At 72.3% G+C, this 15,517-nt stretch carries 8 protein-coding genes and 2 pseudogenes; 2 read left to right on the top strand and 8 right to left on the bottom strand.

Annotated features, from left to right (window positions below; genetic code table 11):
- Positions 1-33: 33 nt before the first annotated feature.
- The 7 genes from ER308_RS21175 to ER308_RS21205 form a co-directional block, all read right to left on the bottom strand.
- Entirely contained in the window at positions 34-1,470 is a 1,437-nt protein-coding gene (locus tag ER308_RS21175; RefSeq protein WP_131156811.1) for a glutamate synthase subunit beta, read from the bottom strand.
- Positions 1,470-6,074 carry a glutamate synthase large subunit gene (gene gltB, locus ER308_RS21180; RefSeq protein WP_131156812.1) on the bottom strand — a complete coding sequence of 1,535 codons (4,605 nt, stop codon included), beginning with the start codon at positions 6,072-6,074 and terminating at the stop codon, positions 1,470-1,472. Before gltB ends, ER308_RS21175 begins: the two co-directional genes overlap by 1 nt.
- 250 nt (positions 6,075-6,324) lie before the next feature.
- On the bottom strand, positions 6,325-7,029 hold the full coding sequence (locus tag ER308_RS21185) for a Type 1 glutamine amidotransferase-like domain-containing protein (RefSeq protein ID WP_131156813.1): 705 nt from the start codon (positions 7,027-7,029) through the stop codon (positions 6,325-6,327).
- The gene (locus ER308_RS21190; RefSeq protein ID WP_131156814.1) at positions 7,029-8,540 is read right to left on the bottom strand and encodes a L,D-transpeptidase family protein; all 1,512 of its coding nucleotides are present in this window, start codon (positions 8,538-8,540) and stop codon (positions 7,029-7,031) included. The genes ER308_RS21185 and ER308_RS21190 overlap by 1 nt, the downstream gene beginning before the upstream one ends.
- 289 nt (positions 8,541-8,829) lie before the next feature.
- On the bottom strand, positions 8,830-10,773 hold the full coding sequence (locus ER308_RS21195; RefSeq protein WP_131156815.1) for an alpha/beta hydrolase family protein: 1,944 nt from the start codon (positions 10,771-10,773) through the stop codon (positions 8,830-8,832).
- Complete coding sequence (locus ER308_RS21200; protein WP_165492302.1) at positions 10,770-11,534, bottom strand: SCO family protein; 765 nt, start codon at positions 11,532-11,534, stop codon at positions 10,770-10,772. The genes ER308_RS21195 and ER308_RS21200 overlap by 4 nt, the downstream gene beginning before the upstream one ends.
- A gap of 31 nt (positions 11,535-11,565) precedes the next feature.
- A complete protein-coding gene (locus ER308_RS21205) occupies positions 11,566-12,108 on the bottom strand; it encodes a copper chaperone PCu(A)C (RefSeq protein WP_131156817.1) in 543 nt (180 codons plus the stop codon).
- A gap of 401 nt (positions 12,109-12,509) precedes the next feature.
- On the opposite strand from ER308_RS21205, the pseudogene ER308_RS21210 reads away from it, so the two are divergent.
- Positions 12,510-13,168 (top strand): annotated as a pseudogene (locus tag ER308_RS21210) (alpha/beta hydrolase).
- A gap of 74 nt (positions 13,169-13,242) precedes the next feature.
- Positions 13,243-14,165: pseudogene (locus ER308_RS21215) on the top strand (5'-nucleotidase); the annotation flags it as partial.
- Between the two features lie 418 nt (positions 14,166-14,583).
- On the opposite strand, the gene ER308_RS21220 reads toward ER308_RS21215, so the two are convergent.
- Positions 14,584-15,243 (bottom strand): AzlC family ABC transporter permease, encoded by a 660-nt coding sequence (locus ER308_RS21220; RefSeq protein ID WP_131156818.1) that lies wholly within the window; start codon positions 15,241-15,243, stop codon positions 14,584-14,586.
- Between the last annotated feature and the right edge of the window lie 274 nt (positions 15,244-15,517).

Raw genomic sequence — 15,517 nt, forward strand, 5'->3', positions numbered from 1 at the left:
CGGGCACACGGGGCCGCGCGGGCGAGGTCGCGCTCAGCCCGATGGCAGGGTCGAGGCCTCGCCGACCAGGAACCGGTCGACCGACGAGGCGCAGAGCCGCCCCTCGTTGATCGCGTGCACCACGATCGACTGACCCATTCGCGCGTCCCCGCACGCGAACACGTCCGGAGCGGAGGTCCGGAAATCGTCGGCGCGCACGTTTCCGCGGTCGTCCTCGGGCAGGTCGAGCTGCTGGAGGAACGCGTCCCGCGCCGGACGCTCGAAGCCGATGGCCACGAGCACGAGGTCGGCGGGCAGCACCTGCTCGGTCCCGGGGATGGGGCCGAAGTCGGGCGGGCCTGACGTGTCGGAGATCCGCACGCCCGTGATGCGCTGGCCGTCGCCCACGATCTCGTGGGTGATCGCGGTCCGCTTCGTCGCGCCCTCGTCCAGCGCGTAGGTCGAGGGGTAGCGGCGTGGTTGGTCGGGCCAGCCCACGATCTCGCGCGGCCGCGTGCCCTCCGGGTGAGGGTACCGATCGAGCTGCGTGACCGAGGCGGCCCCCTCGCGCAGGGAGTTCGCGATGCAGTCCGCGCCCGTGTCACCCCCACCGATCACCACGACGTGCTTGCCGGCCGCGGTGATCGCGCCCTCGTGGCGTTGCCCGTTGGACCGGGAGGCGATCGCCCGGTTGCGGTCGTACAGGTAGTCCATCGCGAGGTGAACACCCTCGTGCTTGGCGCCGGGGACGTTGAGTTCCCGGTGCAGACGTGCCCCGACGGCGATCACGACCGCGTCGTGGTCGGCGCGCAACGCCTCGGCGGTGATGTCGACGCCGACGTCCACGCCACAGCGGATGTCGATCCCGGACGCCTCCATCACCCGGACACGACGTTCGACGATCTCCTTCTCGAGCTTGAAGTCGGGGATGCCGAAGCGCAGGAGCCCGCCGGGGGCCTCGTCACGCTCGAAGACCGTGACCCGGTGGCCAGCGCGATTGAGCTGCTCGGCTGCCGCGAGTCCGGCCGGTCCGGAGCCCACCACCGCGACCCGATGGCCGCTGCGATGGTCGACCGTCTCGGGCTGCACCCAGCCCTCCTGGAACGCCTTCTCGATGATGGACAGCTCGATGTGCTTGATCATCACCGGCTCGGCGTTGATCTCGAGCGTGCACGCCGGCTCGCAGGGAGCGGGACACGTGAGACCGGTGAACTCGGGGAAGTTGTTCGTGGCGTGCAACCGATCGATCGCTTCGCGCCAGCGGCCCTGCTCGACGAGCTCGTTCCACTCGGGGATGAGGTTGCTGAGCGGACAGCCGGAGTGGCAGAACGGCACGGCGCACTGCATGCACCGCGTCGCCTGCTCCTCGACCTCGACGATGGGCAGGAGCCGGATGATCTCGTGGTAGTCGCCGACCCGGTCCGCGGGGTCGCGGAGCGGGTCCCCGGGGAACGGGCGGTCGATCCTGAGGAAGCCCTTCGGGTCGCCCATCAGGTGATCACCGCCTCCCGCTGCTCGTCCACGTCGGCGCCGTGTTCCTCCGCGCGCCGCGCGAGCTCGGCGAGCGCGCGCTTGTAGTCGCGGGGCATGACCTTCACGAACTGGTGACGGGCGGACGGCCACTCGTCGAGGAGACGCGCCGCGACCGGCGACCCGGTGCGCTCGGCGTGCTGGCTGACGAGCTCGTGCAACGCCGCCCAATCAGCGTCGTCGAACACATCGAGGTCCACGAGCTCCGTGTTGACGCGCGGCGGGAAGGTACCGGAGGGATCGTGCACGTAGGCGATGCCACCACTCATCCCCGCCGCGAAGTTCCACCCGGTGGGGCCGAGCACGACCACGCGGCCTCCGGTCATGTACTCGCAGCCGTGGTCACCGACGCCCTCGACGACCGTCCACGCACCCGAGTTGCGCACCGCGAACCGCTCCCCCGCTTGGCCGCGGAAGAAGGCGTGACCGCCGGTCGCCCCGTACAGCACGGTGTTGCCGACGATCACCTGCTCCTCGGCAGCGAAGGTGGCGTCCTCTCGGGGTCGGGCGGTGAGCCATCCGCCGGAGAGCCCCTTGCCCGCGTAGTCGTTGGCCTCCCCCCAGAGCGTGAGGTCGATGCCCGGCGCGAGCCAGGCGCCCACGCTCTGGCCGGCCGAGCCGGTGAGCTCCACCCGGATGGTGCCGTCCGGCAACCCCTCGGCACCCCGTGCCCGCGTCAGCCGCGACGACAGGATGCCGCCGACCGCACGGTTCACGTTGCGCACGTGTCGCTGGATCCGCACGGGTTCGCCGCGCACGATCGCGGGCTCGGCCAGTTCGACGAGCTCGTGGTCGAGCGCGTCGTCGAGGACCGCCGGCGGGGGCGCGACCTTGCGGCGCGGCCGGTCCGCGGGCGCATCCGGTTGCGCCAGCAGGGCGGAGACGTCGAAACGGTGCTGCTTCCAGTGGTCGTTCTCGGGATTCGCCTCGAGCAGGTCGGTCCGCCCGATCAGCTCGTCGTACGTGCGAACGCCGAGCCGGGCCATCAGCCCGCGCGCCTCCTCGGCCACGAGCCAGAAGTAGTTGAGCACGTGCTCCGGCGTCCCCTGGAACCGTTCGCGCAGCTGGGGATCCTGGCTGGCGATCCCGACCGGGCACGTGTTCAGGTGGCAGACGCGCATCATGATGCAACCGGTCGCGACGAGGGGGGCGGTCGCGAAACCCACCTCGTCGGCACCGAGCAGCGCGGCCACGACGACGTCGCGACCGGTGCGCATCCCGCCGTCCGCCTGCACGCTGATCCGCCCGCGCAGGTCGTGGCGCACGAGCGTCTGCTGCGTCTCGGCGATGCCGAGCTCCCACGGCACGCCCGCCGAGGCGATCGACGAGAGCGGTGACGCGCCGGTGCCCCCGTCGTGGCCGGCGATGGTCACGTAGTCGGCGTTGGCCTTCGCGACACCGGCCGCGACCGTTCCGACCCCGACCTCGGCGACGAGCTTGACCGACACCGAGGCCTCGGGGTTGGAGCAGCGCAGGTCGTAGATGAGCTGCTTCAGGTCCTCGATCGAGTAGATGTCGTGGTGCGGCGGAGGGCTGATCAGCTCGACCCCGGGGGTCGAATGGCGCAGCCAGGCAATGTGGTCGTCGACCTTGTGGCCGGGCAACTGTCCTCCCTCGCCCGGCTTCGAACCCTGCGCCACCTTGATCTGCAGCTGGTCGGCGTTGACGAGGTAGTCGGCCGTGACGCCGAAGCGGCCGCTCGCGACCTGCTTGATCGACGATCGGCGCTCGTCCCCGAAGCGGGCGGGGTCCTCGCCGCCCTCCCCGGTGTTCGACTTGCCACCCATGCGGTTCATCGCGACCGCGAGCGCTTCGTGCGACTCGGGGCTGATCGCCCCGAGGCTCATGGCCCCCGTGGCGAACCGCTTGACGATCTCGCTGGCCGGCTCGACCTCGTCGACCGACAACGGCTCGGCCGACTCCCGGAAGCGCAGCAGGCCCCGCAACGTGCCCCGCCGTCCGGCGTCCTCGTTCACCCGGCGGGCGAACTCGGCGTAGGACTCGTGCGGGTCGTCGCCCCCGAGCTCGCCCTGATGGTGGCCCACGGCCTTCTGCAGCAAGGGGACGGTCTCGGGGTTCCAGACGTGCGTCTCGCCCCAGCGCCGCCAGGTGTAGACGCCACCGGTCGGCAGCAGGCCGGAGTCGTCCGGCAGCGCGGGGACCGCACGCTCGTGGTGGGCCCGGGGATAGGCCCGCTGGTGCCGGTCGAGCGCCTCCCGGGCGAGCACGTCGAGATCGACGCCGCCGACGCGGGACGCGGTGCCGGTGAAGTAGCGCGCGACGAGCTCCTCGTCGAGACCGAGCGCCTCGAAGATCTGAGCGCCGGTGTACGAGTGCAGCGTCGAGATCCCCATCTTCGACAGGATCTTGAGCAACCCGTTGCCGATGCCCTTGATGACCTTCTTCTCCGCCTGCTCGAGGTCGACATCGGCGGGCAACTCCCCGCGTTCGACGAGATCGGGCAGCGCCTCGAACAGCAGGTACGGGTTCACCGCGCTCGCGCCGTAGCCCAGCAGGCAGGCCACGTGGTGCACCTCGCGAACCTCACCGGACTCGGCGACCAGCCCGCACCGCAGGCGCGTTCCGGCGCGCACGAGGTGGTGGTGGATCGCGCCCGTGGCCAGCAGCGTCGGCACCGCCGCCCGGTCGGAGCGGGCCCGCCGGTCGGAGAGGATCAGGATCTCGGTCCCGCGGGCCACGGCGGCGTCGGCCTCCGCGCAGAGGCGGTCGAGGGTGGCGCCCAGACCCTCCGGTCCCTCGTCAAGGGGCCAGGTGCAGTCCAACGTCTCGGCACGGAAGCCGCGCATCGTCGGCGCCACGCCGGGGACGAGCCGGTCGGCGTGCCGGAGCTTGGCCATGTCCCGGTCCCGCAGCACGGGTTGGCTCATGGCGAGCCGCCGCGCGTGCTCGGGGGTCTCGGTGAGGAGGTTGCCCTCGGGTCCGACCCCTGTGGCCAGGCTCATCACGATCGACTCGCGCACGGGATCGATCGCCGGGTTGGTGACCTGCGCGAAGCGCTGCTTGAAGTAGCTGAACAGCGGCGGCGCCTGGTCCGACATCCCGGCGAGCGGTGTGTCGGTGCCCATGGAGCCGACGGCCTCCTTGCCGACCCGCGCCAAGGGGGCGACCAGGCTGCGCAGCTCCTCCTCGGTCCACCCGAAGGCCCGCAGCCGGGTCCACAGGGGGTCGGCCGGCATCCCGGTCGGCTCGATCTCGTCGTCGCTGACCGGGGGAAGGTCGTCGAGGCGCACGGCGTGGGCGTCGTTCCAGTCCCCGTAGGGCTGGCGCGCGGCGATCTCGCGCTCGACCTCACCGTCGGCGAACACCTCGCCGCGATCGAGGTCGACCACGAAGAGCCGTCCCGGCCGCAGCCGTCCCGTCCGCTCGATCGTGGCCGGATCGAGCTCCAGCGTCCCCGCCTCGCTCGCGAGATGGACCCAGCCGTCGGTGGTCACCGCCCAACGGCCCGGCCGCAGCCCGTTGCGGTCGAGGGTGGCGCCCGCGACCCGGCCGTCGGTGAAGGTCACGCTGGCGGGGCCGTCCCACGGCTCCATGAGCGCCGAGTGGTACCGGTAGAAGTCGACGACCTCGGAGGGCAGGTCGTCGCGCCCCTCGTACGCGGCGGGGATGAGCATCATGACCGCGTGGGGCAGGCTGCGACCGGTCATGGTGAGCAGTTCGAGGACGTTGTCGAGTGTCGCCGAGTCCGACCCGTCGGGGCGGATCACCGGGAGGATCTTCTCGAGGTCGTCGCCGAGCAGTTCGCTGGCCAGCTGCGACTCACGCGCACGCATCCAATTGATGTTGCCCTGCAGGGTGTTGACCTCGCCGTTGTGGGCGATCAGCCGGTACGGGTGCGCGAGCTCCCAGCTCGGGAACGTGTTGGTCGAGAACCGCGAGTGCACGAGGGCGAGCGCCGACTCCATCCGCTCGTCGTGCAGCTCGGGGTAGAACGTCGGCAGCTGCGGGGCGGTCAGCATCCCCTTGTAGACGATGGTGCGCGACGAGCAGGAGGCCACCGTGAGCGCCTCGCCGCTGGCGACCGCCGCCGACCGGCGCGCCACGTAGAGGCGGCGCTCGAACTCCGCCTGGTCCGACACGTCCTCTCCCGCAGCGACCAGCAACTGCCGGATCACCGGCGCGGACTCGCGCGCCACCCGCCCGATCGCCTCGGGACGCACCGGCACGTCCCGCCACCCCAGCACGTGCTGCCCGGCCCGGCGGACCGCATCGACGAGCACGGCCTCCTGGCCGCTCCGTTCCTCTTCGTCCTGCGGCAGGAAGCACATCGCCACGGCGTAGCGGCCCGGCTCGGGGAGGTCGGCCCCGAGCTCCTCTGCCACGACCGCCCGCAGGAACCGGTCGGGCATCTGCAGCAGGATGCCCGCTCCGTCGCCCGAGTCGACGTCCGCTCCCTCGGCGCCCCGGTGCTCCATGCAGTCCAAGGAGTCCAGCCCGCGACGCACCGTCTCGTGACTCGGCACGCCGTCGAGCCGCGCGACGAGCCCGACGCCGCAGCCGTCGTGCTCGTGCACCGGGTCGTAGAGCGTGGTTGGTCGTGGCATGGGTTGACCGCCTTCGGGAGAAGGAGCGGGAGCGCGAGGAAGCGAGAACGTTGCGATCGCACCCGCCGCCGGGACCGTCAGGGGACTGGCTCGTCCAGCGGCTCGGGCACCGTTGCCCGCCCCCCAAGTTTGCCGTGTCTCGACGCGTGTCGCGAAAATCGCGCCACAGGGCCGTGAACCGGCGGCCGACCGCGTGCGCTACCCGGCCCACGAACGGACGGCCCCGATCGCCGGCGTCGGCCGGAGGCCCCTAGTAGGATGCCACAAGCGCCGTCGTGCCGAGGCGCTGCTCGCGAACGCGCCCCTGGGCGTGCTCGACCCAGTGGACGGCCGCATTCCGGCGTGACGTGACGCACTGGTGCAAGCGGCGGTCCACGAAGTGGGCCGCGGCCCCGTCGTCGATGGCGTAGCCGGCGGGCAGGCCCTCGGCCAGGGCTCGGTGCAACGCGGGGCGCCGCTCGGCCTCCCCGTCGTAGTGGGGCGTGCAGGAGCCCGCCAGGATCCCCAACCCGTCGTGCAGCGGGGCGAGGGGCCCGAACGAGTCGGTGATGCCGGCCTCGAACCAACACATCGCCCCGGCGCTGATGCCGCAGAGCACGGCGCCGCGATCGTGCGCTGCCGCCAGGAGCCGGTCCACGCCGTGCACCCGCCAGACCGCGAGCAGGTTCGCGGTGGACCCCCCACCCACGTAGATCACGTCCTGCGCCGCGATCCATCGTTCGGGCTCCGCCGAGGGTGGGGAGAACAGCCGCAAGTGGCTGGCCGCGCACCGGCCGGCGAAGCCGGCATGGAAACGCTGGACGTAGTCGGGTGCGTCGCCGCTCGCCGTGGGCAAGAAACCTACGCGCGGGTGATCGCGATCGGCCTGAGCGAGCACGTAGTCGTCGAGCGTCGGATCGTCCGGGTCGGTCGAGAAGCCCCCGCCGCCCAAGGCGATGACCTGCCCCCTCCGCACTAGATCGACACGATCGTCGCGCCCTGCGGCACCCGGTCGTACAACTCGATCACGTGATCGTTGTGCATCCGCACGCACCCGTTCGACGCCGCGTTTCCGATCGAGCCGGTGTCCGGTGTCCCGTGGAAGCGGATCAGCGTGTCCCGCCCCCCCTGGACCCAGTTGAGGGCACGCACACCGAGCGGGTTGTCGCGGCCGGGCCCGACCACCTCGTCCATGTCCTGGCCCCATCCATCCGGAGCCGGGTTGTGCCACGTGGGCATGTGCCGTTTCGCTCCCACCCCGAAGACACCGGTCGGAGTGGGGCTGTCGTTCGTGCCGATCGCGACGGGCCAGTCGGCGGCGATCTCCCCGTCCACGTAGTGATAGACCCGTCGCTCAGCCTGGCGCAGCAGCACGACGTCGTGGAAATCGTCCCGGGTGCGCCCCGGGGCGACCTCGTCGACGGGCAGCTCCACCGTGTCCTGCTCGTCCTGCAGCGCCTCGAGCGCCAGCTCCGTGGTCGTGTCGCGGTCGAGTGTCCGGCCGGTGCTCGAGTCGGTGATCTCGATCCACCCGCTGGAGTAGTCGATCGAGGCGTCGCGGGCCTCGGCATCGATCTCCGCGGCCACGTCGTCCACGTAGGCCCCGACCTCGCCCTCGTCGAGCTCCAAGGTGACCTCGGAGGAGAGGGTCGACGCGTTCGCCTGCGGGTCCGCGACCGCCGCGTCGCGGAGCGCGCGCACGTTCGCGGGGTCTCCACCGAACTCTCGCGGTGTGACCTCCCAGGAGGCGTCACCGTCGACGAGCTCGACCACCCGGTCGAGGGCCGCGTCGGTGGCCGCCTGCACGCGCGGCGCCGCGTCCCGCGCGTCCGCCTCGGTGATGTCCGGCGGCTCCTCGTCGACCGGCACGTCGACGGTGTCACGGGCGCCGTGGAGGGCGTCCTCGAGCGCTGCGGTCGCCGGGCCACGTTCGACCTCGCGGCCGGTGGTGTGGCCCCGGACCTCGTAGGCCTCGCCGTCCCAGACCAGCGTCGCGTCGTCGATCCCGGCGTCGATCTCGTCGGCGATCGCCGCGATCCGGGCGCGAACCGCCTCCTCGGGCAGTTCGATGTCCGCCCTCACCTCGGGCCCGGACTCGTCGCCCAACCACCGCATGCGGGCCAGATCCCCCCAGCCGGCCTGATCGCGCCCCTCGACCGCCTCGGCCAACGCCCCCGCCGCGTCCGCCTCGGCCCCGAGTTCACGGGGGGTGACGCTCCAGCTCGCCTCGTCGTCGCGCAGCTCCACCTCGTGGTCCAGGCGCGCGTTCAGCTCCTCCGACACCAGGTCGTGCGCCTCGTCGACCACGAGCTCCCCGACGTCGAGTCCCGCGACGGTCGTGCCCGGCAACAGGCGCTCCTCAGCCTCGTAGTCGTGCGCGTAGGCGACCGTGCCCGAGAGCGCGGCGAGCGCCGCGACGAGCGCCACGGCGAGCGTGACGAGCGCCCCCTGTCCCCAGCGCGGCAGGCGGCGAAGTGCGGTGGTCATCGTGCAGGCCTTCGTCGGCATGGCTCTCCCCGTCGGCGGTTGTTTCCCCCTCTTGACGCGCACCCCCGTCCGGGTGTTGCACGCCGTGCCCGGCCCGTCCCCCCGGGCGGGGCCCGTTTCCCACCGGCACGCTGCAGCGGGCCGATGCGGAGGCTACGGGCGAACCCGCGCACGGACCCGATCGGCGCGCCTCACCGCGCGCGTGGCGCACGCTGAATCGGACGCGCACCAACCGACGCCCCTTCGCGCGGCCCGCACGCGTCGGATCGGCACGCGACGCAGGCCGGACTCACCGGGCCGGCTCGAGCACCTCGTCGAGGAACGACGCGATCCGCTGATAGGCGTCGACCCGGTTGGGCAGTTTCGAGAGACCGTGACCCTCGTCCTCGTACGCGGCGAGATCGCATCGGACACCCCGTCGGCTGAGCACCGAATGGATCTGCTCGGCCTCGGACAGCGGCACCCGCGGGTCGTTCGCCCCGTGCACGATGAACAGCGGGGCGTTCATGTCCTCGACGCGGTTGATCGGTGACGCGGCCTCGAGCGTCGCACGATCGTGCACGAGCGAACCGTACTCACGTTCCCGGAACGCCCGCCGCCACGCGGAGGTGTTCTCCAAGAACGTGACGAGGTCGGACATCCCCACGATGTCGACACCGGCGGCCCACCGGTCCGGTTGGAAGGCCAGCCCGGCGAGGGTCATGTAGCCGCCGTACGACCCTCCGTACAGCGCGGTCCGCGTCTCGTCCAGGTCGGGCTGCGTGGCGATCCAGTCGTGCAGTGCGGCGAGGTCGGCCACGGCGTCGAGGCGTCGCTCGACGTCGTCGAGGTGCTGGTACCTCCGCCCGTACCCGGTGGACCCCCGCACGTTCGGTACCACGACGGCGAACCCTCGCGCGACCAGGTACTGGGTGATCGGCCCGAACGAGGGCCGAGCCTGGCTCTCCGGGCCCCCGTGCACCGTCACGACCACCGGCACCGGACCGCGTGCTCCGGCGGGGCGGTACACGAAGGCGGGCACCTCGAGACCGTCGAAGGAGCGGCAGCGGACGAGCTCCGCATCGACGAAGCCGTGCGGGTCGACGCCGCACGGACTCACCGTGAGTCGCTGCAGCTCGCCCGAGGCCGTGTCGTGGCACCAGACGTCGCCCGGCACCGACGGCGCGCTGTAGCCGAAGGCCAGGTAGCGCCCGTCGCGCGTGAAGGTGAAACCGCTCGCGACCCCGTCACCGGGCAGTGGCACCGGCCCGGTGGGTTCGAGCGTTCGCGGGTCCCGCAGCTCGGCGCGCGTGCGCCCGTCGTCGTTCCAGACGACCAGCAGGTGGCGGCCTGCCCAGTCGATCGCGCAGTCGGCGTCCCACCCGGGCTCGACCACGTACTCCCACGAGCCGTCCGGCGTGCCCCGGGCGATACCTGCGACCTCGCGACCCACGTCGGTCGCGAAGAAGAACGCGTCACCCCCCGGCAGCCAGGACGGACCCCCGACCGAGGCGGACCTCCCGTGGGGCGCGAGCTCGGTGACGCCGGTGTCGCCACGACCGACGGGGCCTTCACCGACCAGGGCCAGGTCGACGAGGTCCACACGGTTGTCCCCGGGCTCCGTGGTTGGCTCGGCGACCGCCAGGTAGCGCCCGTCGGGCGAGAACCCCAGCGGCTGGGTCCATCCCTCGGTGGCGTAGACCCGGTCCTCCCGACCGGTGGCGAGCTCCCGGGAGTACGTGTCGAACGCGACCCCGTCGCGCCGATTGGAGGCGTAGGCGATCCTGCGCCCGTCGCGGGTGCTGCCGCCGGGCCGGTGGATGTACTCCCGATCGACCACGAGCGGATGCAGATCGTCGGGACCCCCGAAGGGCCCATCGGGCCGATCGTGGCCCACGTAGAGCTGGTGGCGTTCATCGCCGCCGCGGTCGGCGACGACGAGCAGCCGATCACCCCCCGCGCCACCGTCCGGGTCGTTCCCGGGCCAAGGGTCCGCGGGCAGGTAGCCGGCACCGACCGGCTCGTCGAACCGCGTGACCGGCTGCAGCGCCTCGACCGCGCGCGGTGGACCATCCCGGTGCGGCGCGTCCAGTCGAAAGGCCTGCGTCGTGCCGGGGAGGTCGCTCGCCACGAGCAACTTGTCCCCACCCGGAGCCCATCCTGCCGGCCCGGCGGTCCGGATCTCCAGATACGAGCGGACGTCGACACTCGCCCCGCTCGTCGGATCGCCGTCACCGACCACCGAGTCCGTCATCCGATCTCCTCGCCGGACGCGAGGCGCGGGAGCTCCTCGACCCAGTGCTGGCGGCGAATCCCGAACGGGTACATGGTGTGCGCGCGGTCGTCGTCCGGGTTGAAGGCGACGATCGCGACGGGATGGCTCACGTAGTAGCTGCCATCCTCGTCGGCGTCCTCGAAGATCGGCTCCGGGAGGTTCAGCGCGGCCAGGCCCTCCTCGATCTCGTCGAGGTCGCCGTGCAACCCGACGTACGACTCGTCGAAGCCCGACAGGTACTCGTCGAGCCGCTCCGGCGTGTCCCGCTCGGGATCGACGGTGACGAACACGACCTCGATATCGTCCGTCGTCTCCGCCGAGAGCTCGTCCATGGCTCCCGACAACACCGACAGGTGCGCGGGGCAGAAATCCGGGCAGTGGGTGAACCCGAAGAACAGCAGCGTCGGCTTGCCAGCGGTCTCCTCCCGCAGGTCGTAGGGCTCGCCGTGCTGGTCGGTCAGCTCCAGGTCGGGCTTGTCGAGCGGGTCCTCGAGCTCCAGTCGCCACTCGTCGTCGCTGTCGAGCTGCAACTGCTCCGGCGTCCCGTCGCTGGCCTCGACCTCGACCTCGCCGTTCCCCTGCGCAGCGTCGCCGTCCCCGTCCCCGCTGACTTCGTCCTCGCCCGCCGTCGGGGTGCAGGCCGCCAGCAACAGCCCGGCGGCCAGCGCCGCCGTGACCGGCCCGACCCTCCGGCGCCCGGTGTCGCGCGCGTCCCGGCTCGTCGTGGTCTCGACCCTCATCGGCTCATCCTCGTCATCGTGATCCGGTGTGCTACCCATCCTCGTCCTCGTCGTCCCCGCCGTCCCCGTCGTCCTCGCCGTCCCCGTGGCTCCCATCGTCCCCGTGGCCCCCATCCTCGCCGGGACCACCGAGTTCGGTCACCGTGACGTCGACGGCGATCGGCTCGTGGGCGTCGAACTCGAGCGTCAGGTCGATCCGGTCCCCGACGGACAACGGCTCCGGTTCGACGAGCATCAGGTGCCAGCCCCCCTCCTCGAGGGCCACCCGTTCGCCCGCGGGGACGACCAGCTCGTCGGCCTCGCGCATGGTCGCGGCGCCGTCGTCGACCACGGTCTCGTGCAACTCGACGTCGGCCGCGTGCTCGGTCGATACGTCCACGAGCACCGCGTCCGCGTCCCCACGGTTGACGAGTTCCAGGTAGACGGCGGCGACGTCGTGGGTCGGAGGCTCGGGGGAGCGTGCATCGTCCGCGGTGATCTCGGCCTCCCCTTCGCATCCGGCGAGCGCGACGGTGGCGACCACCGTGAGGACGAGTCGACGGGGCAGCATCCCTGCCAAGCCTGCCACGAGCACGCGCGCGAGGCTGCCGCGGGTTAGGCTGCGGCGCTCACCGGTGCCGCGTCAGCGAGGGGGACGATGGCGGGGAGGCCTCCGCGACGGCCGCTTCCCCTGAGGGTCCTGCTCCGGCTCGGCGCCCACGGGGCGGTCGACGAGCGGCCCCTGCCGCAGGTGCGCCGGGACGCGGATCGCGCGGGTCCCCACCTGGACCGACTCTGTCATCCACCCGCCCCTGCCCCCGCTCGGCTGGAGCGCCGGCTCGTCACCGCGAGCGACGGGGCCGCGTCCCCTTGCGCGTCCTCGTTCCCCGTACCCCGAGCCGGGGCCCCCGCCCGTCTGGGTCTACCTGCACGGCGGGGGGTGTCGCTGGCTCCGCCGAGCTCAACGACCGTTTTCAACGCCGGGTCGCCGCTGACGTGGGATGCGCGGTCGTCGCGGTCGACTACCGGCTCGCGCCCGAGCACCCGTTCCGCGAGGCCTCGAGGACTGCTACGACACGTTGGAGTGGCTCGTCGCACACGGTGACGAAGTCGGTGTGGATGCTCGACGACTGGCGATCGGTGGCGACAGCGCGGGCGGGAACCTCGCGGCCGCTGCTTGTCTGCTCACCCGAGAGCGTGGGGGTCCGCGAATCCAGCACCAGGCCCTGTTGTATCCCCCGCTCGACGCGACGCTCACCCAGCCGTCGGTCTCGTCGAACGGGGACGGCTACCTGCTCAGCCGTCGGGAGCTCCAGCGCTTCGTCTCGGCCTACGTGCCGGGTCCGTGGACCTCCGCCATCCGCTCGTCTCCCCCTCCACGCTCTGACCTCACGGGGCTCCCCCGCGCCCTCGTGGTCACCGCGGGCCTCGATCCACTGCGGGACGAGGGCGACGGCTACGCGGCCCGGCTGCGGGCGGCCGGCGTGCCGGTCACCCACCGGCGGTACCCGCGAATGGTGCACGGGTTCACCCTGATGCTCCCACGCCTCCTCGGTGACGCAGCCGACTCGGTGGCGCTCCTCACGGCCGAGGTGCGTCGCGCCCTCGCGGGTCCACCGAGCGCGAGAGGCACGACGGCGGCAACGGGCGTGTGAGTGATGCGCGCATCGGGTCCCCGCCCCGGCTCTTCGAATGCGCAACACTGGGGGCGAGGCAAGGAGGAGCCTCGGTGCCCTATCCGCTGGACGACAAGCTCGTGGTCGGGATCACCAGCCGTGCGCTGTTCGATCTCGTCGCCGAGGACCGGGTGTTCCGCGAGCAGGGGTCTCGCGGCCTACCGCGCCCACCAGCGCCGCCGGGAACACGTTGCACTCGCCCCCGGCACCGCGTTCCCGCTCGTCCGAGCGCTGCTGGGCATCAACGAGCAGAGCCCTCGCCGCCTCGTCGAGGTCCTGGTGATCAGCCGCAACGACGCGGACTCCGGGGCCCGGATCCTGCACAGCATCGAGCAGGCCGGGCTGGACATCTCGCGCGCGGCCTTCACCGACGGTCGGGAACCGTGGCCCTACCTGCGGGCGTTCCAGTGCAACCTCTTCCTGTCGGCCGAGCCGAGCGACGTCGAGGCGGCGCTCGCAGCCGGTGTGCCCGCTGCGGTCGTGTCCGCGCCCCCCGATCAGGTTCCCGATGAGCCTGCTGACGAGGTACGTGTCGCGTTCGACGGGGACGCCGTGCTGTTCGACGCGGCGAGCGAGCGCCTCTACCAGCAGGAGGGCCTCGCCGCCTTCCAGGCCCACGAGGCCGAGCGAGCGGAGGAGCCGCTCTCGAGCGGCCCCTTCGAGCCGTTCCTGCGCGCCCTCAAACACGTGCAGGGCCAGTTCCCGGAGGAACGCGCGCCCATCCGGATCGCGCTCGTGACCGCGCGCGGGGCCCCTGCGCACCGCCGGGTCATCAACACGTTGCGCTCGTGGGGTGCGCGTGGACGAGTCGTTCTTCCTCGGGGGTGTCGAGAAGGCCCCGGTGCTCGAGCAGTTTCGCCCCCACATCTTCTTCGACGATCAGGTCGCTCACCTCGAACGCGCCGCACGGACGCCGTCGGCACAGGTGCCCGATGGTGGGCCCGCGCAGTTGGGCCTGTTCGACGAGCCCGCTGTCGTCGCGGCCGAATCAGCCGATGGCGAGCCGGAGGGTTCCGCCGAGCACGATCCCATCGGCGAGCCTCCGGGGAGGACGACGGGAACGACGGGGAGGACGGGCCCGACCCCGGCCGTCTGCGCGTGGTCTCCTAACCGGCGAGCATCCCGAGCGTCCACCCGACGAGGCCGCCGAGCAGTGCCACGGGCAAGCTCCTGCGGACGAGGACCGCGACCAACGCCCGCCGGCGGCCATGAGCACCGGCACGCCGGCGAGCGCGCCATCGGCGACCAGGGCGCGGCGGCCAGTGCCGCGAACAGGGGCGTCGGGACGCGGTCGACCAGGTCGCGGATCCGGCCACCGAGCTGCGGCACCGCGAGCAGGCCGACCAGCCGGCTGGCGTAGGTCAGGGCCGCGAGGCACAGCAGCAGCAGCCAACTCACCGGCGGACCCCCGCGAGCATCACGCCGAGCGCGACCAGTATCGGCAGCAGCCCCGCGAGGTCGCCGATCAACAGCGCGAGACCGAGGGTGGACGCGAGTGCGACCGCCCTCGCGCGAGATCGCCGGCGCCACGCGGAGGCGGCCGCGAGCCCCACGAACAGAACGGGGAACACGGCGTCCACCAGGGCCGGGTCCTCGAGGACGCCGCCGACCGTGACCCCGATCGCCGTGCCCGCGACCCAAGCGATGTAGCAGGTCGCCCCGGCGACGAGGAAGGCACGTCGGGCATCGCCTTTCGCATGGAGCGCCAGCCCTGCGGTCTCATCGATGAGCAGGAACGCGAGGGCCGCACGCGTCGGTCCACCGGCCCGGATCCTCTGGCGCAGCACGGCACCGAGGACCACGTGCCGCAGGTTCAGCAGCGCCACGCTCGCGACGACGGCAGCTGCTCCGGCACCCCCCGCCAACAGCCCGGCGGCCGTGAACTGCGCCGCCCCCGAGAAGATCAGCGCACTCGAGGCCACCGCCCGCAGCGGTGGGACGACCCCCGGCTTGGCTGGCGCCGTACACCGTGCCGAACACCCCGATCGCCGCCGCACCGGAAGGGCGGTGAACGCGGCGGCGCGCAGCGACGAGGGGCGGGCATCCGGGCGCACCCGACAAAGCCTACCGGACCTTGCAGGACGCGCCGCGCTCGCGCCACCGGCCGCGCGCCGCCCTCCCGCAAGCGCCGGTGTGAGAGCGTTCTCTCACAGTCTTGGATCTGCTATATGCCCGTAACAGAGGGATTGACGGGGGACCCCGGCTCTGGTTCCTATGGTCGCGGTTGCAACCCGAACTCATCGGCCTACGGGCTCCTGACCCGGGCGGCCCGGCCGCTTCCGGTCCGGCCCGTCCCCCGGGCGCCAGCGGACAAGACTGGAGGCACTC

The sequence above is a fragment of the Egibacter rhizosphaerae genome, from assembly GCF_004322855.1.
Classification (GTDB): domain Bacteria; phylum Actinomycetota; class Nitriliruptoria; order Euzebyales; family Egibacteraceae; genus Egibacter; species Egibacter rhizosphaerae.

Coding starts and splice junctions, on each gene's coding strand:
- ER308_RS21175 (WP_131156811.1), bottom strand. CDS start 1,470: ATGGGCGACCCGAAGGGCTTCCTCAGGATCGACCGCCCGTTCCCCGGG.
- ER308_RS21190 (WP_131156814.1), bottom strand. CDS start 8,540: ATGACCACCGCACTTCGCCGCCTGCCGCGCTGGGGACAGGGGGCGCTC.
- gltB (WP_131156812.1), bottom strand. CDS start 6,074: ATGCCACGACCAACCACGCTCTACGACCCGGTGCACGAGCACGACGGC.
- ER308_RS21200 (WP_165492302.1), bottom strand. CDS start 11,534: ATGAGGGTCGAGACCACGACGAGCCGGGACGCGCGCGACACCGGGCGC.
- ER308_RS21195 (WP_131156815.1), bottom strand. CDS start 10,773: ATGACGGACTCGGTGGTCGGTGACGGCGATCCGACGAGCGGGGCGAGT.